This is a genomic window from Thioalkalivibrio sp. HK1 (assembly GCA_000583135.1).
Classification (GTDB): domain Bacteria; phylum Pseudomonadota; class Gammaproteobacteria; order HK1; family HK1; genus HK1.
In genome coordinates this window covers 1-20,742 of sequence record JFBG01000038.1, presented here as the reverse complement: position 1 = coordinate 20,742, position 20,742 = coordinate 1, and the positions used below count along the sequence as shown (strand labels likewise).

21 protein-coding genes are annotated in these 20,742 nt (G+C 58.0%); 6 read left to right on the top strand and 15 right to left on the bottom strand.

Annotated elements, in window-relative coordinates; genetic code table 11:
* Positions 1 to 7: 7 nt before the first annotated feature.
* The 10 genes from BF99_RS0110590 to BF99_RS20735 all read right to left on the bottom strand — a co-directional run bounded on the left by BF99_RS0110590 (position 8) and on the right by BF99_RS20735 (position 10,851).
* Positions 8 to 1,063 carry an ester cyclase gene (locus tag BF99_RS0110590; RefSeq protein ID WP_025770838.1) on the bottom strand — a complete coding sequence of 352 codons (1,056 nt, stop codon included), beginning with the start codon at positions 1,061 to 1,063 and terminating at the stop codon, positions 8 to 10.
* The gene (locus tag BF99_RS22925) at positions 1,060 to 1,248 is read right to left on the bottom strand and encodes a hypothetical protein (RefSeq protein ID WP_156013259.1); all 189 of its coding nucleotides are present in this window, start codon (positions 1,246 to 1,248) and stop codon (positions 1,060 to 1,062) included. Before BF99_RS22925 ends, BF99_RS0110590 begins: the two co-directional genes overlap by 4 nt.
* Complete coding sequence (locus BF99_RS0110585) at positions 1,245 to 2,093, bottom strand: carbohydrate ABC transporter permease (protein WP_038098096.1); 849 nt, start codon at positions 2,091 to 2,093, stop codon at positions 1,245 to 1,247. The genes BF99_RS22925 and BF99_RS0110585 overlap by 4 nt, the downstream gene beginning before the upstream one ends.
* Before the next feature lie 40 nt (positions 2,094 to 2,133).
* The gene (locus tag BF99_RS0110580) at positions 2,134 to 3,165 is read right to left on the bottom strand and encodes a carbohydrate ABC transporter permease (protein ID WP_025770836.1); all 1,032 of its coding nucleotides are present in this window, start codon (positions 3,163 to 3,165) and stop codon (positions 2,134 to 2,136) included.
* 77 nt (positions 3,166 to 3,242) lie between these two features.
* Positions 3,243 to 4,487 (bottom strand): ABC transporter substrate-binding protein, encoded by a 1,245-nt coding sequence (locus tag BF99_RS0110575; protein WP_025770835.1) that lies wholly within the window; start codon positions 4,485 to 4,487, stop codon positions 3,243 to 3,245.
* 412 nt (positions 4,488 to 4,899) lie between these two features.
* Positions 4,900 to 5,565 (bottom strand): alpha-ketoglutarate-dependent dioxygenase AlkB, encoded by a 666-nt coding sequence (locus tag BF99_RS20745; protein WP_231471365.1) that lies wholly within the window; start codon positions 5,563 to 5,565, stop codon positions 4,900 to 4,902.
* 51 nt (positions 5,566 to 5,616) lie between these two features.
* On the bottom strand, positions 5,617 to 6,471 hold the full coding sequence (locus BF99_RS0110560; RefSeq protein WP_156013258.1) for a hypothetical protein: 855 nt from the start codon (positions 6,469 to 6,471) through the stop codon (positions 5,617 to 5,619).
* A 183-nt stretch (positions 6,472 to 6,654) separates the two neighbouring features.
* Entirely contained in the window at positions 6,655 to 7,482 is an 828-nt protein-coding gene (locus BF99_RS0110555) for an ABC transporter permease (RefSeq protein WP_025770832.1), read from the bottom strand.
* Positions 7,483 to 8,385 (bottom strand): ABC transporter permease, encoded by a 903-nt coding sequence (locus BF99_RS20740; RefSeq protein WP_038098080.1) that lies wholly within the window; start codon positions 8,383 to 8,385, stop codon positions 7,483 to 7,485.
* Between the two features lie 36 nt (positions 8,386 to 8,421).
* A complete protein-coding gene (locus tag BF99_RS20735; protein WP_038098078.1) occupies positions 8,422 to 10,851 on the bottom strand; it encodes an FAD-dependent oxidoreductase in 2,430 nt (809 codons plus the stop codon).
* A gap of 175 nt (positions 10,852 to 11,026) precedes the next feature.
* Between BF99_RS20735 and BF99_RS23950 the strand changes: the two genes are divergently transcribed.
* The 3 genes from BF99_RS23950 to BF99_RS0110530 all read left to right on the top strand — a co-directional run bounded on the left by BF99_RS23950 (position 11,027) and on the right by BF99_RS0110530 (position 13,214).
* On the top strand, positions 11,027 to 11,155 hold the full coding sequence (locus BF99_RS23950; protein ID WP_306699734.1) for a hypothetical protein: 129 nt from the start codon (positions 11,027 to 11,029) through the stop codon (positions 11,153 to 11,155).
* Positions 11,156 to 11,468: 313 nt separating this feature from the next.
* Positions 11,469 to 11,738: a hypothetical protein gene (locus BF99_RS22920; RefSeq protein ID WP_156013257.1), complete on the top strand. Its 270-nt coding sequence runs from the start codon at positions 11,469 to 11,471 to the stop codon at positions 11,736 to 11,738.
* 369 nt (positions 11,739 to 12,107) lie between these two features.
* Entirely contained in the window at positions 12,108 to 13,214 is a 1,107-nt protein-coding gene (locus BF99_RS0110530; RefSeq protein ID WP_025770830.1) for an aromatic ring-hydroxylating oxygenase subunit alpha, read from the top strand.
* A 105-nt stretch (positions 13,215 to 13,319) separates the two neighbouring features.
* Here BF99_RS0110530 and BF99_RS0110525 read toward each other — a convergent pair whose 3' ends face one another.
* The 4 genes from BF99_RS0110525 to BF99_RS0110510 all read right to left on the bottom strand — a co-directional run bounded on the left by BF99_RS0110525 (position 13,320) and on the right by BF99_RS0110510 (position 17,099).
* Positions 13,320 to 13,604, bottom strand: a complete 285-nt coding sequence (locus BF99_RS0110525) for a type II toxin-antitoxin system Phd/YefM family antitoxin (protein ID WP_038098092.1) — start codon at positions 13,602 to 13,604, stop codon at positions 13,320 to 13,322.
* A 299-nt stretch (positions 13,605 to 13,903) separates the two neighbouring features.
* Positions 13,904 to 14,746, bottom strand: coding sequence for a 2-keto-4-pentenoate hydratase (locus tag BF99_RS0110520; protein WP_025770828.1), 843 nt, complete (start codon positions 14,744 to 14,746; stop codon positions 13,904 to 13,906).
* A complete protein-coding gene (locus tag BF99_RS0110515) occupies positions 14,739 to 15,884 on the bottom strand; it encodes an ABC transporter ATP-binding protein (protein ID WP_025770827.1) in 1,146 nt (381 codons plus the stop codon). Before BF99_RS0110515 ends, BF99_RS0110520 begins: the two co-directional genes overlap by 8 nt.
* A 180-nt stretch (positions 15,885 to 16,064) precedes the next feature.
* Positions 16,065 to 17,099 carry a polyamine ABC transporter substrate-binding protein gene (locus BF99_RS0110510; RefSeq protein ID WP_025770826.1) on the bottom strand — a complete coding sequence of 345 codons (1,035 nt, stop codon included), beginning with the start codon at positions 17,097 to 17,099 and terminating at the stop codon, positions 16,065 to 16,067.
* A 392-nt stretch (positions 17,100 to 17,491) separates the two neighbouring features.
* On the opposite strand from BF99_RS0110510, the gene BF99_RS0110500 reads away from it, so the two are divergent.
* Positions 17,492 to 18,754, top strand: coding sequence for a sarcosine oxidase subunit beta family protein (locus BF99_RS0110500; RefSeq protein ID WP_025770824.1), 1,263 nt, complete (start codon positions 17,492 to 17,494; stop codon positions 18,752 to 18,754).
* 154 nt (positions 18,755 to 18,908) lie between these two features.
* Entirely contained in the window at positions 18,909 to 19,448 is a 540-nt protein-coding gene (locus tag BF99_RS0110495; protein WP_025770823.1) for a HugZ family pyridoxamine 5'-phosphate oxidase, read from the top strand.
* Positions 19,449 to 19,583: 135 nt separating this feature from the next.
* Here the strand turns inward: BF99_RS0110495 and BF99_RS23405 are convergent, their stop codons facing one another.
* Positions 19,584 to 19,886, bottom strand: coding sequence for a DUF2470 domain-containing protein (locus tag BF99_RS23405; RefSeq protein ID WP_025770822.1), 303 nt, complete (start codon positions 19,884 to 19,886; stop codon positions 19,584 to 19,586).
* 164 nt (positions 19,887 to 20,050) lie between these two features.
* Here BF99_RS23405 and BF99_RS23765 point away from each other — a divergent pair.
* Positions 20,051 to 20,742, top strand: a 692-nt coding sequence (locus BF99_RS23765) for a sarcosine oxidase subunit delta (protein ID WP_231471363.1), incomplete at its 3' end; no start/stop codon positions are given.

Sequence of the window (20,742 nt, the reverse complement as noted above, 5' to 3'; positions counted from 1 at the left end):
GCTTGTATTAAGCCCGAACCTCGCTTGCTATCGGGACCGAGCCTCGAGCCCTGGCCTTGTTGAATTCACGCATGCGGGACAGGACATCGACCCCCAGTTGGCGATAGGTATCGAGCAGATCGACCATGACCCAGTTTTCGCGGATGAGGCCGTTTTCGATGCGCCAGAAGTCGAGCGAGCACATCGTGATGCGTTGACCCGAAGGGGCGATGCCCAAAAAGCCGTCATGCGTGATGGTCTGGATCATATTCGGCCAACCGGTGACCGCAACATAGTCCTCATCGCCGAAGAAGTGATAGACGATTTCGTCCAAGTATTGGCCGCGATCGGGCATGGCGTTGAGAAAGGGAATCTGATGCCAGTTGCGAAAGCCCGAGATGCCTCGCCCGGTGCCGATGCCGGCGGGTCCGTACCAATTCATGCGCGGATGCCAAAAACGCGGCATCTCCATGACATCGGGGCCACCTTGTGCGGGGTGTTTTTTGAGATGGGTGAGCATGTCGACGATATGCCGGCAAGAGGCATTGGCACGCCCTTCGTCCCAAGGTCCGGCAACCAAGCCGTCGAGCGTGGCCGGACCAGGGATGTGGTATTCCAAACCCAGCGACGGCGCCATCGGCCAAGCCCCCGCCAGCATCATGAGTTCCGGGATATCCCATAGCGACTGAATTTCGACGACTTTGCCTTCCACGAAGCGGTAGAACTCGGCAAAGCGCATATAGGCGAGGTGGCCGGTGGGCGGAATATCCAGCCAAGGGGCGATGAAAGTGCCGCTGTAATACCCTCCGCAGCCGATCCAGTCGTCACCGTGTTCGGTCCGCCCGCCCATCACGATGAAGTCGCGCCGTTCAAGATCCGGCATCGCTTCGAGCAAGGGCGCATAGCAGCGCATATACCAATCGACAGGCCCGGTCATATCGTCCAGCGGGCAGGGGGTATGGATGATCGCGCATTCGTCGACGAGCGCATCGAGCCGGGCGCGAACCGTACTTTCCTCGAAGTCGTACATGGCTTTGCGCAAGGCGGCGATCGATGCCTTGTTGCGGGTGTGGATGCAGTTCATGGCGAGGGGGTCTTTTCGGTAACGGAGTGTGTCGAGTCGATTTGCGCGGGAAATTGTCGGGAGAAGCCCGTTTCAGCCGATGGTTCGCGCCAGTGCGTGTCGAAGGGCTTGTTCGCACCCGTGGTAGAGCGCGCCTTGCGCAGCGGTGCGATCAGCGCCTTGTTGCGATCGTGAACCGATTTCAACCCTTGACGGCTCCGGCGGTGAGACCGCTGACGAGGTGGCGTTGAAAGAAGAGGACCAGCATGAAAAGCGGGGCGGTGGCGGAGACCACGGCGGCCACCGCGAACATGACATTGCCCTCGACCTGTGTCGTGCCCAGAAAACTGGAGATGGCGGGAACCATGGTCTCGTTTTCCGCGCTGAGCAACATCGAGGTGACCGCGAAATCGTTATAGGCGAGCAGGAAACTGAACAATCCGGTGGTGATCACGCCGGGCCACATCACCGGAATGATGACATGGCGAAAGGCCTGGAATCGGGTGCAGCCGTCCACCATCGCGCTCTCGTCCATATCCTTGGGGATATTCAGAAAAAACGAGTGCAGCATCCACAAGGTGAAGGGCTGGTTGATGGCGACGAGCACGATGATCGTGGTCGGCAAAATCCCCCAGATATTCCATTCGAAAAAGGGCAGCAGATAGCCCGAGACCAATGTGATATGGGGCATGGCGCGAAAGACCAGCGCGGCCATCAGGATCCAAAAGGCATAGCGGTGAACCGAGCGCGCCAGCGCATAGCCCCCCAAGGTGCCGATCGTCAACGAGATGACGACGGTGAAGAAGACCACGATGGTGGTGTTGACGACGTTTTTCCAAAACTCCTCTTGGATCCAAGCGCCGTGGTAGCCGTCCAAGGTGAAGGCGCCGCCGGTTTCGCGAATGGTGTGAACACCGTGGAGGGCGTTCATCCAGTCCGCTTTGGAGAAGAAATCCCCTTGCACCTTGAAGGAGCCCCATAGGGTCCACAGGAAGGGGAAGGCCGCGATGATCAGCCACAGCGCCACCAGCGCCATCGAGATGACCGTCAAGGGGGTCCATCGAAAGCGACGGGTCGGAGCGCCGAGCATCTCAGTGGGCCTTGCGGTTGAAATCGCGCCAAGTGCGGATCAGCACCGGTGTCAGCAGCACCGCCACCCCCAAAATGGTCATCATCGACGTCGCCCCTGCCGAGCCGTAGAGCGGCGAGCCGCTTTCGCGCAGGTCGTTGAAAATGATCCAGGAGAGCGATCGCGCATGGGCTTCCGCGGAAAATCCGACGATCGGCTCGAAGACCCGAAAATTGTCCATCAGCAGGATCAAGGTGACGAAGATCACCAAGGGCATCAGGTGGGGGACGACTACGTGCCGCATGCGCTCCCACTTGGAGGCGCCGTCGATCATGGCGGCTTCCATGACTTCGGTGGGTACGGTTTGCAGCCCGGCATAGAACACGATGAAACTAAAGGGCAGCAGATGCCAGATGCCGTAGACGATGAGCATGATCCAGGTGAGCGTCGGCGATGCTTTCAGGCTCAGCGCGTTGTCGTCGAAGATTCGTTGCAAGGTGGCGCCGATCACGCCGTCGGCGTCGACCATCCAGAACAGGATCAACGAGCCCACGAGGGGGGTGATGATCATCGGCAGCAGCGAGACGAAAATGGTCGGCCCTTTGAAGATTCGGGGCAGATTGTTGACCCCGACCGCCACCGCAAGGCCCAGCAGCAGGACGAAGGGGGTGACGACGATGGTGTAGGCCAAGGTGAAGGCCAGCGCCTTGTAAAAGCGCAGGTTGTAGATCTGCCGGAAAAACTCGCCGAGGTTTTCGGTATCGCGCCATGCCGCCGAGACCTCGGCAAAGGCCAGATGCGAGCGATTGATATAGGTATCGATGCCGTTGAATTTGCCCAGCGGTTCGGCCTCGCGCAGGGCCTCGGTCGCCTCGGTATCGACGGAAGTGACTTCCTCGCAGCCGAATGGATCGCAGGATTTGCTGACCACCAGCACCTGCTCGTGTCCCACATAGAGCGATTGGATGAAAACCGAAACGATGGGCAGGGCGATGAACAACAGCATCGCCGTGAGCGTCGGCAGGATGAACCAGAAGAACGAACGGTGGGTCATTGCTTGGCGAGCGAGATGGGATCTTGGGGAAAGGGGGGCTCACCGCCGAAGCGGCGAGCCCCCGATCCGATTTGCCGCTAGTTCAAGAAACCCTTTTCCTTGGCCGCGATGTTGTAGGCGGCTTCGACATCGGCGAGGGCCTGCTCGGCGGACTCGGCGCCCTTGACGAAGTCGGCCAGTTCCACGCCCAAGGTATTGTGCAAGATGCCCATCTGCGGAAACATCGGGTAGGACTTCGCGCCGCCGCGCGCGGTGGCGGCCACGCCCGCCGCTGCGGGGCCGGGCTTGAAGCCGTCGATCAGCCAGACCGCATCGTCATTGTGCGCCATGACCATCTCCGAGGTCAGGCCGCTGACCAAGGCTGCGAAGGTGGCTTCGGCTTCGGCGTCGGGAACGTTCTTGGCGATGGTGATTCCGTCCCACCAAAGGGTGGCGGCGGGGGTCGAGCCGCCGGCGGCCGTCGGAGCGCCGGATAGAACGGTGTTGCCGGTAACTTCGGCGGTGGAGCCCTCGTCATCCAAGATGACGCCGCCGCGCGAGCCCCACATGATCCCGAGCGCCGCTTCGCCCGCTTCCCAAAGCCCTTGGGTATCGTTCGACTCGTGCGTCAGATGATCGGGGTTTGCGTAGTCGGCGAGCCTTTTCATCATGGCGAGCGCCGCCAGCCCCTTGTCGTTGGCGATGGTGACTTCCGCCGAGCCCGGCTTGAAGAAGGTGCCGCCATGCGCAAGGTAAAGCTTGTTGAACACCTCGCCCAAGTTCCAGCCGACCTTCAGGTTCATGACCAGCGGGTGTTCCATGATGCCCGCGGCGCGGATCTTCTCGGCGGCATCGAGCACCTCTTCGTAAGTTGCGGGCACCTTGGAGATGCCGACCCTTTCCAAGATGTCGGTGCGCGAATAGAGGTGCTGCGAGTTGGCCATGAAGGCGATCGCCATGACATCGCCGTCGATGGTGATCAGCTGATTGGGTTGCAGGTGAGCGCCGTACTTTTTTACATAGTCGTTCAGGGGGCGAACCAAGCCGTCGTTCATCAACTGCACCAGCGTGGAGTTGGCGACGATCACCGAGGTGTACTCGGCCGGATCGGGCGTCAGCGAAGCGTTCATGATCTCGCGCGCTTCGGTGGTGTGGTTACGCTTGAACTCCGCCGCCGCCGCGCCGCAGTTGGCCTCGGCGGTGCCCGCGACCGCATGGATGGCGGGAAAGTCGCTGGCCAAAATACGAATCGATTGTCCGGACGGTCCGCAATCGGCGGCGAAGACCGGCGCGCTCATGAAGGAAAGTGCGGCTCCGGCGAGAGCCATTTTTTTCAATGACATTTCGTTTACCTCATCTCGGTGATGGTTGGCCAAGTGTTGAATTGGCTAGGGGTCGAAGATGGTGCGAGACCCATCGCCGATCGCGGCTCGTTTCATTCGATGCGAATCGATTCGGGGGCGGCATCGCTCCCGTCCTATTAAGTGGGCGATGATTGTATACGAATGCAGAATGACGAAGAATTATGAGGGAAATACAATCACGAATCTTTCAAAAAGGCGAGAAAAGGGAAGAGCAGACCAAGACTCCTCCTTAGGGTGAGTCATCGTTGCCATCTGTGTGCTGCCGAGTCTCGCCGTCGGGCGACGCTTCCGAGACCTTCGAGATCCTCCGCTTGGCCGGCGGACAAGGGACCGAGGTTCCTACCCGCTTCGAGTCTCTTCGATATCCCTTCGGCAGATCGACGAGCGAGGATCAAGCCAAGGTGCGGAAGGTCAACGAGATGCGGCGTCGACGGGGAATACGAACCCCTCGTTGCTCGTCGCTTTTACGCGCGGCGATGCCGTGCAGGTAATGCTTGCGCCCCAAGCCGCGATAGACCATCAGGCTCCGTCGCTTTACCACGGCATCCATCGCGCTGCCAAGTCGTCCCCTTGCCGGGGTGAGGTTGATCAAGCAATCCCCGGCGAGGGAGATAGCGGCGATCCTCGGCCCGAAGCAATCGCGATCGATATGCGGGGCGATGCCTTGCCCGGGCTCGTATTCATTGACGATGAGTTGATCGGGAAAGCGCCCCAGATAATCATCATGGCATAGCCGCTCGGCGAGCGGAACGACCCAGCCCGGCAGATCGCCGATCCGATCATCCAACCCGATCCGCCTCTTGGCGTAATCGTAGCGAAATCCGTAATGCTGAACCCGCCGCCTCAAATCGCCCATCCAATCCTCATCGTCGACGGCGAGAATCAAATCCCGCTCCTCGTCATCGCCGATGAAGCCGTCTTGGTAGGCGATATCGAGTTGCCTGAGGGCATTGATCTGCTCGGTAGGAACCGTCAGCGCAGAATCATCTGGAGGTTCCTTGAACAGGCTCGTTTGCTCGACCCGCGCGAATTCATCGGCCGGATGAAGCGACGACACCGGTCCGACTTGGCGGGAGAATAGGTCCGATTGTGATTGCAATTGTCGCATTTACCTCTCCCCGGTAATCATGGCCATGGCCGAAGCTCGTCGGCCGCCCCAATTGCAGTCCTCCATATTAGACGAACTATACCTGATGTTGTCAAGTTGACCAAGTCGATTTAATTCATCGACGAATGCGCGCCAATTCACTTCGAAATTGTTATTCGGATTATGGTGGATATCTTTTGGGTTTTGATAGATCGCAATAGTTTTAACACAGAATTTAGATTTTTTGAAAATTTCATGCCAACTTTTTGCCAAGGACTTAGGGATATTTTTCTTGGAGTGATCTGTATTGTTATCGTTCAGTGTTTTTGGTGCGAGAACATAGGAGAAACAGAGTATGGCGATCTCAATTGAGTTAGGTATCTGAGAAATATTGATATGATCGAATCTGAGCATTAAGAATGATTTGTAGAGTTTGTATTCATTTCCGATGTTGTTTGCGAGAAAAAACATATGAATGGATTTATCGATACCGAGGTAACAGATATTCTCATCACGCTTTATACCATATTTATCTAGAATCTCTGCAAAGACGATACCCGCAGTCATAGGTCCGCATCCGAAATCGACGAATAGAATTTTTCTATCCACTAGATCGGATTTTTTAATATATTTTTTTAGTGCACATTGATTCTGTTTAATGTGCATATCCATATAGCCTTTAGATGAACAGTAATATGCAGATCGATAGAAAGGTTTTTCTCCTTCTTGCAGGTTATGAGGATAATCAAAATTCACGCTCCCTCTATCTAGAACATCATCTGGTTCAAGTTTTTTGCTTTCAAAAAAATTCACAGCCTCAAGACAATTGTCTTTTTGTTTCAACTCATTCCAGATTTTAATGGCATCGATAGTCATAGGATGATGTCTCCTGCAAAGATGAATTGATCTAAGGGTCGCCTATTGGCAGTGCTTCAGTGGGTACGTATGCGCCTTTTCTTTTTATTCATCATACTCAAATGCCAAGTTTTTGCTCACGCGATTCGTATCGAATCTCGAATGGATCGGTATCCGCTAGCCGTTTGGTCTTCGGCTCGCTGTTTATCCCGATCCCCCTTTCTGCTGGCCGAAGATCTGCGCCAAAGCCATCAGCAATGTTGTCACCAAGACCATGATCGTCGAGATCGAGGCGATGGTGGGGTCGATTTGGTCTCGCAGGGCGTTGAACATATTGCGGGTCAAGGTGGGGTTGTCTCCGCCGGAGATGAACATTGCCACCACCACTTCGTCGAAGGAGGTCAAGAACGAGAGCAGGGCGCCGGTGACCACGGCGAAGCGGATTTGCGGAAGAGTGATGGTCAAGAAGGCCTTCCATCTCGGGGCGCCCAGACTTCGGGCCGCCTCCTCTTGGCTCATGTCATAGCTCTTGAGAGCGGCGCCGATGACGATCACCACCAAGGGCAGAGCCAACACCGTATGCGCGAGCACGAGTCCGGTCAGGGTATAAAGGATGCCGATCTTGACATAAGCATAGAAGACGCCGATGGCCACCAGTACCACGGGAATCATCATCGGGGTGATCATCAGCAAGAAGGCCGCTCGCATATAGCGCACCTTCGAGCAATGCAATCCGTAGGCGGCGAGCACTCCGATCGGCGTCGCCACCAGCATCGTCAAGAAGGCGGCTTTGAACGAGGTCTCGGTGGCCTGCATCCATTCCGTCGATCCGAAATAATGACCGTACCATCGGGTCGACCAGCTCTCCGGCGGAAATTCCAGGTATTGGCTTTCGGAAAACGACATCGGGATCACGATCAGCGTCGGGGCGATCAGCAAGATCATGATGATGATCGAGATGCCGTAGAGCCACAGCCGATGACCATGACTGATTCCGGTCTCGGAGGCCGGGGATCGCAGCCAAGCGAGCATCTAGCGCCCTCCCTTGGTGATTCGATCCAGATTCATGAAGCGAGAAGCCAGCCATAGGACGGCCAAGGTCAGTACCAAAAGAACCACCCCCAATGCGCTGGCCGCTCCCCAGTTCACGAAGAGTTCGATATTCGAGACGATCTTCATCGATACCAAGATCACCTTGCCGCCACCCAATACCGCCGGGGTGACGAAGAATCCCAAGCACAGGATGAATACCATCAACGATCCGGCGATCAGTCCGGGGGCGGTGAGCGGGAAAAAGACCGTCCAGAAAGCGTAGCGAGGATTGGCGCCGAGATTCGAGGCGGCCTTCATGAAATCCTGATCGACGGATCGCATGGCTCCGTAGACCGGCAGCACCAAAAAGGGGAGCATGATATGAACCATCCCGATCAGAGTGCCCGACAGGTTGTGCACGATTTTGATCGGCTCTTCCCAAAGCCCCAGCGATATCGCCCAGTCGTTGACGATCCCTCGTTTTTGCAAGAGCACCAGCCAAGCGTAGGTGCGAACCAGCAACGAGGTCCAAAAGGGGAGCAGGACCGTGATCAGGCAAAGGTTGGCCAGGCGATTCGGGAGGCGGGATATGAAATACGCCAGCGGATAACCGATGAGGATACAAAGGGCAGTGGTCAGAAAACTGACTTCGAAGGTGGTTTTGAAGATTCGGGCGTAGGATTTGCGCTCGATCATCCGTTGGTAGTTTTCGAAGGAAAACCCGCCGTCGGCACCGATGAAGGAGACATAAAAAAGCCAGCCGACGGGGACGATCAAGATGATCAGGATCAGGACGATGGCGGGCGAGGCGAGCCCGAAGAGCCATAAGCGTTCGGCAAGATCGTCTTTCTTCAACCCGGCTTCGTTGATCCCGGCGGTCGGCGGGCGTGGGGCTGGTGGCATGGCTCTCGTTGTTCCCATTTCCCCGGAGTACCGGATTCAGGCGTCGGTGCGAGGACGCAAGTTATCGGGATCGTAGGGCGCTTTGTCGAGCACCTGCGCTTGCCGTTCCTCGCCCAAGACCATCACATCGAGGATCTGCCCCGCCCGAGCGAACTCGGGATCGATATAGGCGAAGGCCAGCGAGCGATGCACGCTCGGGCCATAAGCCCCCGATGATACCGAGCCGATGCGCCGACCGGATCGCATCACCGCCTCGCCGCCATGACAATCGACATCCGTATCCACTTCCATGAAAGCGCACACATAGGGCAGTTTATCGGCACCGGCCGCTCGGCGGGTCGCCGACTGGCCGATGAAACCGCCCGGTTTGTCGAGTCTTGCGAATCGCATCACATCGGCTTCGGGCAAGGTCACCTCGTTGGTCAGCTCCGATGCCCCCTTGAACATCTTCTCCATGCGCATGGCGTTCATCGCGAACGAGCCGGTATTTTCGATGCCGTGCTTGGCTCCTGCTTCCATCAGGCGATCGTAGACCATCGCCAGCGCATCCATTGGAAGGTGCAGCTCCCACCCGAGTTCCCCGGCGTAGGACATGCGCAAGGCGCGCACATCGGCCCCGGCGATGTCGATTTGCCGGGCGCCGAGCCAAGGAAACGATGCGTTGTCCAGCGCAGCGGTGGTCACCGCCGAAAGCACATCGCGGGCTCTCGGTCCTTGTAAGGCCAGCGCTCCGAGAGCCGTTGAGCGATTGACGATCGTCAGGTCCATGTCCTTCGGGGCATGCCCTTTCAGCCAATCGAAGACCCGGGTTTCGAAAAAAGCGGCGCAGACCAGATAGTAGCCGCCGTCTTCGAGGCCGATCACGGTCGTTTCGGCCTCGATACGACCTCGCTCGTTGAGTAAATGGGTCAAGGTCATGCGGCCGGCGCGCGGCAGGCGGTTGGCGATCAGCCGATCGACGAAGGCGGCGGCATCGGCGCCCGATACCTCGATCTTGGCGAAAGCGGAGATATCCATCAGCCCCACCCGCTCCCGCACCGCTTTCACCTCGCGCTCGACCATATCGAGCCAAGGCGCCCGCCGAAAGGAGTGGATATCCCTTGCCGCCATGCCATCTTTGGCGAACCATCGCGGCCGTTCCCAGCCGAATACCTCCTCGTGAACCGCGCCTTGTTTGACCAAGCGTTCGTAGATCGCGCTGGTCTTCACCGGACGAGCCTCGAGGCGATTGAAGCCGGGGTAGGGGATTTCGTGGCGCAGCAGGTAGTCCTCGCAGGCCTTGCGCACGGCATAGTTTCGGTCGGCGAACTCCCCGTAGCGGCGCGGATCGAGTTCTCGCATCGAGACATCCGCCGCTCCGTGCACCATCCATTGCGCAAGATATTTCCCCGCCCCCGGCCCCCAGCCCACGCCGATCTGAGAGCCGCAGCAGCACCAGTAGTTATTCAGCCCCGGCGCCGGTCCGAGCAGCATATTGCCGTCGGGCGGATGGGTGATCGCCCCGTGCACCGTGCGCCGGATCCCCGATTCGGCGAGCACCGGCATCCGCTCCAAGGCGTTTTCCAGCCACGGCATGACGCGCTCGTAATCGGGATCGAAGAGTTCGTTCTCCGATTCCCAAGGCGTGCCGTCCAACCAAACGGTATTGGGATTGGCCTTTTCGTAGATCCCGATCAAGCCCGATTTTTGCTCCATGCGGATATAGCCGGAAACCAAGCGATCGTCGCGCACCACCGGCAACTCCTGCGCCAAAGCGGCGAATTCCGCAACCGGCTCGGTAACGAAATAGTGATGGGTCATGCAGGTGATCGGAAGGTTCAAACCCACCCATAGCCCGATCTGCCGAGCATAAGTGCCGCCGGCGTTGACGATCATCTCCGCCCGCCATTCGCCTTGCTCGGTGCGCACCAGCCATTCCCCGTTCGGCAGCCGCTCGGTATCGAGCACCCGGTTATGACGCACGATCTTGGCCCCGAGATTGCGAGCCCCTTTCGCCATGGCGAAGGTCGCCCCGGCGGGGTCGACATGGCCGTCCTCCGGCGTCCACAGCGCCGCCTTGACCCCATCCAAGTTATAAAAGGGATGCTTCTTCGCGATCGCGTCAGGCCCCAGCAGTTCCATCGGATGCTCGAGCGCAGCCCCGACACTGATGGTTTGCCGCAACCAATCCACCTCGTCGTCGGTATAGGCAAGGCGCAGCGATCCGCAATCATGAAAGGTCACCGATTGCCCGGTCTCGCCCTCGATACGACGATAAAGATCGATCGCATACCCCGAGAACTTGCCCAGCGTAAAACTTGATGTCGAATGCGTGATCTGCCCCGCCGCATGCCAAGTGGAGCCGCTCGTCAGTTCACCCTTTTCAAGCAGCACGCAATCTTGCCAACCCTCATGGGCCAAGTGGTAGAGCAAGCTCGTACCCATGATACCGCCGCCGATAATAACGACCCGGGCTTGTTCAGCCATCGCATCGAATCTCCTGTGAGAGCCGGCCACCGAACGAACGGGCCCGGCGATTTTCGGGGAAGTGCCGAAGTACGAAGTACGAAGTGTTCCAAAGATACCGATCCCGCGTCAATCTTAGGGGGATATTGTCGTATATTGCCCGACGATGCCATTGCCTTCGAGCCCGATCCGATCGATGAATCGCAGCCTGCGCTTGCCGCCGACGGGCTCGGCGGCGCTTCCCGTTTCGAACAAAGGGAGCGGTCGGGTCGGCACCCTCGACTTCCTCGGTGCACTATGCGAGGGCGCGGGTCGAACCGGTTGACCTATGCCTCTTTGACGAGGGGTCGAGCGATGAGAAGGCTCCATGACTTCGATGAACGACACCTGCGTTGCGACCGAGTTGCTCGACAAAGCCCAGCGGCGCCGTCGGTTATGGGAAACCGGAAAAGGTCTGCGCTATGATGCCTGTAATCCGGGAACTGGTACTTTCCCGTATAAACCCCCAAAGTAATGGTAGACAATCCATCCATCATTACGCAAAATCGGAATATGATAATCGCACTCACCGGCGGTTCCGATATCATCTCACCCCCTCTCCTATCCGTAATCACCACCATCACACCGGAGGCATTCCAATGAAAAGAATCATCAAGGATCTGGCAGTAATAAGCATCTTCGTCGCCGCCTTTCTCGTAGGTATTTTGTTTTTGGCTTCTGCCGCTACAAAAGCCGACTGGGTACTCGAAGGACGATATTGCGATCCTCTTGTCTATCATGAACGAAATACCGTACCGCCTGCAATGGCTCGATCCTACGCTCAATCCATATCGGCCAATGATGATGAAGTCAGGATTGTCGATCGGTCTTACAAGGCCGACACTGCAACCAGGCCGGATAAGGTATGAAATGATATCGGTGATGAGATGGGTAGCCGATGCTCGGTGACCGGATCTCATCGATGCTTTTTCTCAGTTCGAAAGCGCATATTCAAGTCTTCTCGATTCGCAGAAAATCTTTGGAGTCGGGTACAAAAATTGCATCGACTCCATTGGATGGATAAGCGCCCGTGCACCTCGCTGCGGTTTTCGGAAAAAGCGGTGGACTTTGCCGCGCAATGGGTCACAATACGACGGTGGTTAGCCAAGCCCGGCTTTGATTGTTAGGTGTCGGGGGAGCATCGGTGTGGGGGCTGAAGTAAGGCTGGGAAAGGGTGGGGCGCTTCTTGTGCCCTCTCGTTATGAATGCTTCGAGGCCTTGTCGGGGAGGGCATCGAAATGAGCGTTGAACTTGCGAGGGCTTTGCCCGGGCGGTATTACACCGACGAGGCGATCTATCGGCGGGAGATGGATGCGGTGTTCGGGCGGACTTGGCAGTATGCAGGGCATGTCGGGGAGGTTGCCGAGCCCGGGGATTATTTCGTGTTTTCGGTGTTGGGCGAGTCTTTGTTTTGTGTTCGTGACGGGGATGGCGTTGTTCGCGCTTTTTATAATGTTTGTCGACATCGGGGTCATGAGTTATTGGAAGGTCGTGGTAACCGACCTCGGATCGTTTGTCCTTATCATGCTTGGACTTATGGTTTGGATGGGCAGCTGCAGCGGGCGCCGAATTCGCAGTCGATGTCGGGGTTCGATGTCTCTTGCGTTCGCTTGCAGGAAGTCAAGGTGGAGGTGTTTTGCGGCTTCGTTTTCGTCAATTTGGATATGCAAGCGGAATCGATGGAGAAGTGGTATCCGGGGGTGGCCGAAGAGTTGCGTGAATTCGTGCCCGATATCGATGATTTGCGAGAAGCCAAGTATTTCGAGATCGATGAGCGTTGTAACTGGAAGGTGTCGGTCGAAAATCACAGCGAGTGCTACCACTGTAGGTTGAATCATCCGACCTTCTCCACCGGGGTGGTCAAGCCCGAGACCTATAATATTCGCCCTCAAGGTCATTGTCTGCGCCATACGACCGAGTGCGTCAACTTGGAGCGCATGACCTATCCCGTCGACTTGCAAGCCAATGTCCATGCCGGGGATTACAGCACTTGGCTCCTATGGCCAGGAGTATCCTTTCAGGTCTATCCCGGCAATTTATTGAACGCTTATGTATGGCAACCCTTGGGGGTGGATCGGGTGCGCATCGTTCGTCGTTGGTATACCGTGGGGGGCGAGAGCAACGAGGTCATCGATCGATTGGCGCAGCAGGATCTCGATACCACGGTGGCGGAGGATGTGCGCTTGGTGGAATCGGTGCAACGGGGTTTGAACTCGCGCGGTTATGTCCCCGGGCCGTTGGTGATCGATCCGAACGAAGGGGTCAACTCCGAGCATTCCGTGGAGGCTCTGCACGGATGGTTGCTCGAAGCGTTGGGCGAGGATCGCCAAGGGATGGATGGGTGAGCCTGCGTTCCTTCAAGGAAGGAGAGTATTCGGATGGACCGAACGGTTTATATAACTAAGATAGGAGGGTTTCAACGATGGGGCGGGGGCCAAGAAATTTTGTTGTTATAGGTTAACCTCGCGCTCCGAGGATTGATCCCGCACGCAGGCGAATACTTCGTCGGGGTCGATATCCAACTCAGCTAGATCGACACTTCGTGCGAAGTCATTGTACGCTTCCATGAAACCGCGATGTTGCCGCTCAATGGTTCGATCACCAGATGATTTGCCGGTCAGCACGGCAACTACCTTCCCCCGCCGTGTCAATTCGATCCGTCGGCCATTTTCCGCTTCGCGTACGATTCGAGGGAGGCTGATGCGTGCTTCGGAAATCGAGTACTGATCGCTCATCGGGAATCCCTCTTGGAGTTGAACAGTCATATTCACGGATGTACCTATTTTAGTCTCACGCTCGATTTTTCCAGCCAAGCAATGAGGGCAGATCGCAAGTGCAGCGCTTTAAGGCTATCAAGGTGCGTTGCAGGGCGCGAAAATGAACCCTGCGAGTAACGTCCCCGAAAGGATTGGATGTGTTGTCCAAGTGTCCGAGTGGATTTTTCGTTGATGAGTCGGTATCGCAAGGCGAATTCTTATCCTTGCACTCGGTACTTCGATCTTACGTTGTCAGATCACTCGCAATCGAATTTTGTTCACTCGAAGCGCATCGAGACCTCGCCCAAGCCTTCGAAGGTGGCGCGCAAGCGATCGCCGGCTTGGGCTTCGTAGGGGCTATCGGTGGCCAAGCCGGTGGTGACGTAGTTGCCGGGGCTCAAGCCCAACCCGTAATCGGGCAGGATGTCGGCGAGCCAAGCCAGGGCGTTCAAGGGGTGGTCGAGCACGTTCTTGCCGGTGCCGGTGCGCATCTTTTTTTCGTTGACTTCGAGGGTGACCCCGGTCGTGGCGAGGTCGATGTCTTGCCAATCCTCGACGGGTTCGCCCAAGACGAGGCAGCCGTGGATGGCGTTGTCGGCGGCGAGTATCTGTGCGCTCACATCGTTCAATGTCGGCAGGCGGTTGTCGGCGATCTCGATCGCCGGATGCACGGCGCCGATGTAATCCTTGATCGATGAGGCGGTATAGGGGATGTGGCTCGCCGGGACGCCGAGCGCGATCTCGAAGGCGAATTCGGCCTCGACGATGCGACTGACATAATCCTTTGCCGCAATGACGGCTCGGTCTTTCAAAAGACGCGATCGAAGCAGTCGGCCGTATACCGGATGGGGAATGCCGAGCATCGTTTGCGCCACGGGGTTGGTCAGTGCGATTTTATAGCCCCCGGGGGATGTCCTTTCCGATATGCACAGCCGTTTCACCATCGCATCTTGTACCTGATAGCCGATATCGATCGACTCGGGTATCAACTTCGGGGGGATCGAATCCAGCGCGCGTCGTTGCACGCGGGCGCTATGCAAGAACTCGGCGCTATCATGGATATCGAACATCGTATCGGACTCCTTCGGCGAGGTGAAAGGGCGGGCTCGCCCTTCATTCATCGGCGGCATCGATCAGGATCGTATCTTCGGGGGCCAGACTCAAGGTGATGCGATCGCCGACCGTCGGTAGGGTCGAAGCTCCGGTGCTGCGCATCATGCCGCGCATGATGATCGAATCGCCCTTGGCCAGCCTTGCGTGCAATAGGTAGCTATCGCCTTGGTAGACGACCTCGGTGGCGGTGGCGGAGAAGAGGTTGGCGCCTTTGTCGGCGGTCTTGATTGTCGAGCCGTTCGCCGAATCGCCCGCCGAGCCCCTTCCCGAGTCGGTTGTCGAGTGATTGACAAGAGCGATCCGCTCCGGCCTTACCATCAGCAGCAATCGCTCGGCATTCGGTGGTGGGCTGTCCATCTTGAGCGGCATACCGTCGTAAAGGATATCCCCGCCTTTGCGGATGACCTCCAAAAAGGTCGATTCGCCGATGAAATCGGCCACGAAGCGATTGGCGGGTCTTTCGTAGATATCGCGCGGGCTCGCCAGCTGCATGATCTTGCCTTTGTTGATCACCGCGATGCGATCCGACATCGTCAGCGCCTCGCGCTGGTCATGGGTGACGTAGACGGTGGTCATCCCCAATTTCCCATGCAGGTGGCGCAGTTCGATCTGCATCTGATCCCGCAGTTTTTTATCGAGCGCCGATAGAGGCTCGTCCATCAACAAGATGCGGGGTTCGAAGACGATCGCCCGCGCCACCGCAACCCGTTGTTTTTGCCCGCCGGAGAGCTGATCGATACGACGATCTGCGAGCCCCTCCAAGCGGACGGTCTCCAATGCGCGCTCGATCCGCAAGCGGGCCTCGGCTTTGGGGACCTTGCGAATGCGCAAGGGATATCCGATATTGCCCGCAACGCTCTTATGGGGGAAAAGGGCGTAGCTTTGAAAGGTCATTCCCACATTGCGCAGATGAGGCGGAGTGCGGATCACCTCGTCCTCGCCGAATTTCAGGCTGCCGCAATCGGGACGGGTGAATCCTGCAAGCACCATCAAGAGCGTGGTCTTCCCGGATCCGGAAGGACCGAGCAGGGTCAGGAATTCACCGCTTTCGATGTCGATCGAGACATCATCGAGCGCATGGAGCGATCCGTAGGTCTTGGTGATGTTGCGCACCGTGATCGGCAGCGCTTCTTGGGGATTTGGCATGCGGCGCGTCGTTCGATGCGTGATCGGGATCGGCGAATCCATGAATCGCAGCCCAAGGGGCAAGATGCAAGGCGCGATTCGAAGGGGCAAGCGAAGGATCAAACCGACGGGTATCGACACCCGTCGGCTTGATCCTTTTCGGCGGGCTCTTTCGGCCCGCCCTTCCTTAGGGCGTTATCGTCATTCGGTCAGCATTTCCGCGTACATCTCCTCGGCGATGGTCTCCCATTTGGCGTACCACTCGAGCGAGACCGGCAGCTGCATGGCGGCGTTGGCCGGCGAAGAAGGAAGGGAGGCCGCGGTTTGCGCATCGATCTCGCCGGTTTCGTAGGCGGCGCGGTTGGTCGGGCCGTAGGTGATGTACTTCGGCAGATCGTCTTGGTACTCGGCTTTGGAAATCTCGGACAAGAACCGCATCGCCGTGTCTTTGTTGGGGGCTCCTTTGGGGATCGCGAAGCAGTCGTAGTCGAGCAAGGCCTGCTTGAAGCCGTACATGACCTTCGCCCCGTCCTTGGCGGCATTGTCGAAACGACCGTTCCAGCCGGTGGTCATGTCGACTTCGCCGTCTTTCATCAGCTGGGCGTGTTGGGCTCCGGAGGTCCAAAAGACATCGATATGGGGGCGAAGCGAGCGGATCTTGTCGATGGCGCGTTCGATACCGGCTTCCGAGTCAAGCATCTCGTAGACATCCTCGGGGGCCACTCCGTCGGCCATCAACGCCGGCTCCAAGGCCCCCGCCACTTTGCCCCGGTAGGCGCGTTTGCCGGGGAATTTCTCGACATCGAAGAAATCCATCCAGCTTTGCGGGCCGTTTTCGCCGTAGGTGTCGGTATTCCAAGCATAGACGGTCGAGAAGACATCCCCGCCGACGCAGTGGTCGGTGTAGAGATTCGGGTAGAAGGTCGAGACATCGATCACCTGATAGTCCAGCGTTTCGAGCAACCCTTCGGCGGCGGCTCGGGCGGCGGAACCCGAACCGCTGGCAACGATATCGAGGGTTACCTTCCCCGAGGAGACTTGCAATCTGATATCCGACATCCCGCCGTAGGTCTCCTGTTTGACTTCGATGCCGGTCTTGGCGGCGGCGGGTTCGAACAGAGCCTTGCTCTGGGCCTCTTGATAGGATCCGCCCCAAGAGGCGATCGTCACTTGTTCGGCGAGAACGTCGATGGCTATCAAGGATGTCGCGGCGGCGACGAGGGCTTTCAGTTTCATCTTCACTTTCTCCTGATCTCGATGCCGCCGAGGCGGCGAGGTCGGTATCGAAGCCAAGGCTCTCGTACCGATTCGGCTTTTCGTTGGGGCTTTGATCGGTGCAAAGCCGGTCTTTTCGAATTCGGGCTTTTTGCGGCCGAAATCACGAGGAGGCGCTCGAAAAAGCGTTCGCCGCAAAAAGGCGTGCATCGCAACTATTATGCGCCGATTTTCTCCGATTCATGTTTCTCCGATCCATCTCGCTTTTCGTGGGCGCTTTTCGAAGTGCCGGTGTATAGTCCCGTTCGCTTGCGATCCACTCCTTCGACGGGGCGTTCGCCGTTCGAAGATTTAGCCATCGTCCGCCTTCACCGCTTTGCAACGATCACCTCTACCCAAGAATCCGCCTTGCCGTGAAACCCGCGCGATATTCGATCTTTTCTTTGCTGAGGAATGCCTTCGGCTACCACCGCCATTGGTCTCGGGCTTGGCGTAGCCCCGAACCCGAAGATCGCTACGATGCGGTGATCATCGGCGGTGGCGGGCACGGCTTGGCCACGGCCTATTACTTGGCGAGCCTGCACGGTATCACTCGGGTCGCGGTCGTGGAAAAGGGTTGGCTCGGGGGCGGCAATACCGGTCGCAATACCACCATCGTGCGCTCGAACTACCTCCTCGATGCCAACGCGCATTTCTACGAACACTCGCTCAAGTTGTGGGAGGGCTTGTCTTCGGAGCTGAACTACAACGTGATGTTCAGCCAGCGGGCGGTGTTGAATCTGACCCATAACGATGCTCAGGTCGATGCCGCGCATCGTCGCGGCAATGCCATGCGCTTGAACGGAATCGATGCGAGGTGGCTATCCAAAGATGAGGTGCAAGCGATGGTTCCTTTGCTGGACTGCTCGCCTTGCGCCCGCTTTCCCGTCAACGGGGGGTTGATGCAGCCGCGCGGAGGGACCGCTCGCCACGATGCCGTGGCTTGGGGGTTCGCGCGCGCCGCAAGCGCCCATGGCGTCGACATCATCCAAAACTGCGAGGTCGTCGGCATTCGCACGCAGTCCGGCTCGGTGCTCGGCGTCGAGACCACCAAGGGCTTCATCGCCGCTCCCAAGGTGGGTATCGCGGTCGCCGGTCACACATCGCAGGTGGCGGCGATGGCCGGTATTCGTTTGCCGATCGAATCCCATGTCTTGCAGGCGATGGTCACCGAACCGGTCAAACCGGTGCTGGATACGGTGGTGACTTCCGGAGCCACGCATGTCTATATCAGTCAGACCGACAAGGGCGAGATTCTCATCGGCGGCGATCTGGATTTTTATAACTCCTACGCTCGCCGCGGCAATTTGCCCGCTCTCGAGCAGGTCGTCCAAGGTGCGATCACGCACTTTCCTTTCTTGGGGCGTTTGCGGATGATGCGCACATGGGGCGGGGTGATGGATATGACGATGGACGGGAGCCCGATCATCGGCAAACTCCCCATCGAGGGTTTGTATCTCAACGGTGGATGGTGCTACGGCGGCTTCAAGGCGACCCCGGGATCGGGTTGGTGTTTCGCTTGGACCATCGCCAATGACGAGCCGCATCCGCTGAACGCTCCCTTTACCTTGGAGCGTTTTCATCGCGGCACCGTATTGGATGAAAAGGGTGTCGGGGCGAGCCCTTGGCTGCATTAGCATCGCAAGATCCCGCAGGGTTTTTTCGATTCCGAGTCGCCCCGCTTGGATCCCGCTTCATAATGGCGGCAGGGGAGGGCAGGGCGCGGGCACACGCAACTCCCTATCGTCATGTACCCAAAATCATGTACCAAAAACCGGCAAAGAACGATCCATGAGCGAGAAATCCGTCGATCTCGATGAAATGCAATCCCGAATGCAGGCACTGCGACAAGGATTTCGAACCCTGTTGATGGCCACCGTCAACGCAGAAGGACAGCCCGATGCGAGCTATGCCCCTTATGTCGAGGATGCCGGCAACTACTATGTCTATGTCAGCGATCTATCGGCGCATACCGCCAACCTGATCGAGCGCGGCATGGCCGATATTTTGTTCATAGAAAACGAGGGCGATGCGGCTCATCCATTCGCTCGCAAGCGTGCCACTTTTCGCTGTCGCTGCGAGGAGATCGAGCGCGGATCGGAAGAGTTCGAGCGCATCCTCGATCGGTTTGGGGATCGCTTCGGCGATCTCATCGATATGCTGCGTTCTCTGACCGATTTCCACTTGGTGAGGTTGGTGCCCGGCAAGGGCACCTTCGTCGCCGGTTTCGCCAAGGCCTTCGAGATCGACGACGCAAAGGAAGGCGGGCTGCGGCATCTCGACGGTCCTGTCCGTCGCCGGGATAGCAAGGATCCTTTGGAAGAGGATTGATCGTTATCCCAAGAGCGATCGCGCGGGGTGTATCTCCTGTCGCTCGCTCGTATCGGAGCCTTCGATCCTCCATCGGTTCTAAGATGATCGCAAAAGTCGAGGGTGGCTTCGGCAAGCGCCTCGACAAAGGCGATCTCACCCATGCCCTTCGTTCGGGGTCGGCTCGCCGAGTCTTTTGCGGGCCTTGCCGACCATGTCCACCAATACCCGGCGTGCTTCGCCGGCGTGGGCGAGCGGCTTTTCGAAATCGATTCGGCAAGACGCTTCTTTGTCGTTTTCGATAAAAGCGATGCCCATCCCCTTTTCGTCGAAGTTCACGATATACGCCGATGTCGCCGCATCATGTCCGGCGAAGGCGCGCACATAAAGCAAGACCGCATCTGCATGATCATCGTTGAGATGTTCGATGATGCCTTTGACCGCCTCGTCTTCGAGCATGTGCTTCTCCGGGGGTTGGATTGGATTAGGATCCTTCGCCATAGCGGAATCTCGGATTCGTCGAAGGCGGCAGGTCAGGCGATTGTCGGGGTATCGAAGGCTTTCGAAGCCAGGGCCTCGATCATCAACGATCATCGACGCTTCGAATATCGATAAAAGGGTGGATGGATGTCGGCGAAAAATCATCGAAAGGGCGTTCCCTCGTGTTGTTGATCCATTGTCCTTGGTGCGGACCCAGGGCGCAAACGGAATTCGTTTACGGCGGGGATGCCACGGTCGTGCGTCCCGCCGACCCCGATGCGATCCGTGAAAGCGAATGGCTCGATCATATTTACCTGCGGGAAAACCCTTGCGGGGCGCACCGGGAATGGTGGCAGCATCGCTCCGGTTGTCGCCGGTGGTTGATGGTCGAGCGCGATACGCTGACCCATCGTATCCGTGCCACCGCACCTTCGGGGCCGGAGCCGGGCGAGCCCCTCGCCGCCGATTCGAATCCGGCGCTCATGCGCTTCGAGATGTCCGGGAGCGGCGCGCCGGACGCCGATGCGCCGGTCGCAGATCGAATTGCAGATGCAGATAAGGGGCGTTCGAAAGCGGATGCGCCCTCGACAATTATTAATGCGAAGGAGCGAGCGCGCGCGCTGCGCCAATCGCCCCGCTCGCCCGCACCATCGAAGCCCGCCCTCGAACAGCCATGCCGCGCCGCCTCGGGAGGCCGGATCGATCGCACGGCTCCGCTACGCTTTTTCTTCGACGGGATCGAGTACGGCGGCTATCGGGGAGATACCCTGGCCTCGGCGTTGCTGGCCAACAAGGTGCGGCGGGTCGGCCGCAGCTTCAAATACCACCGCCCGCG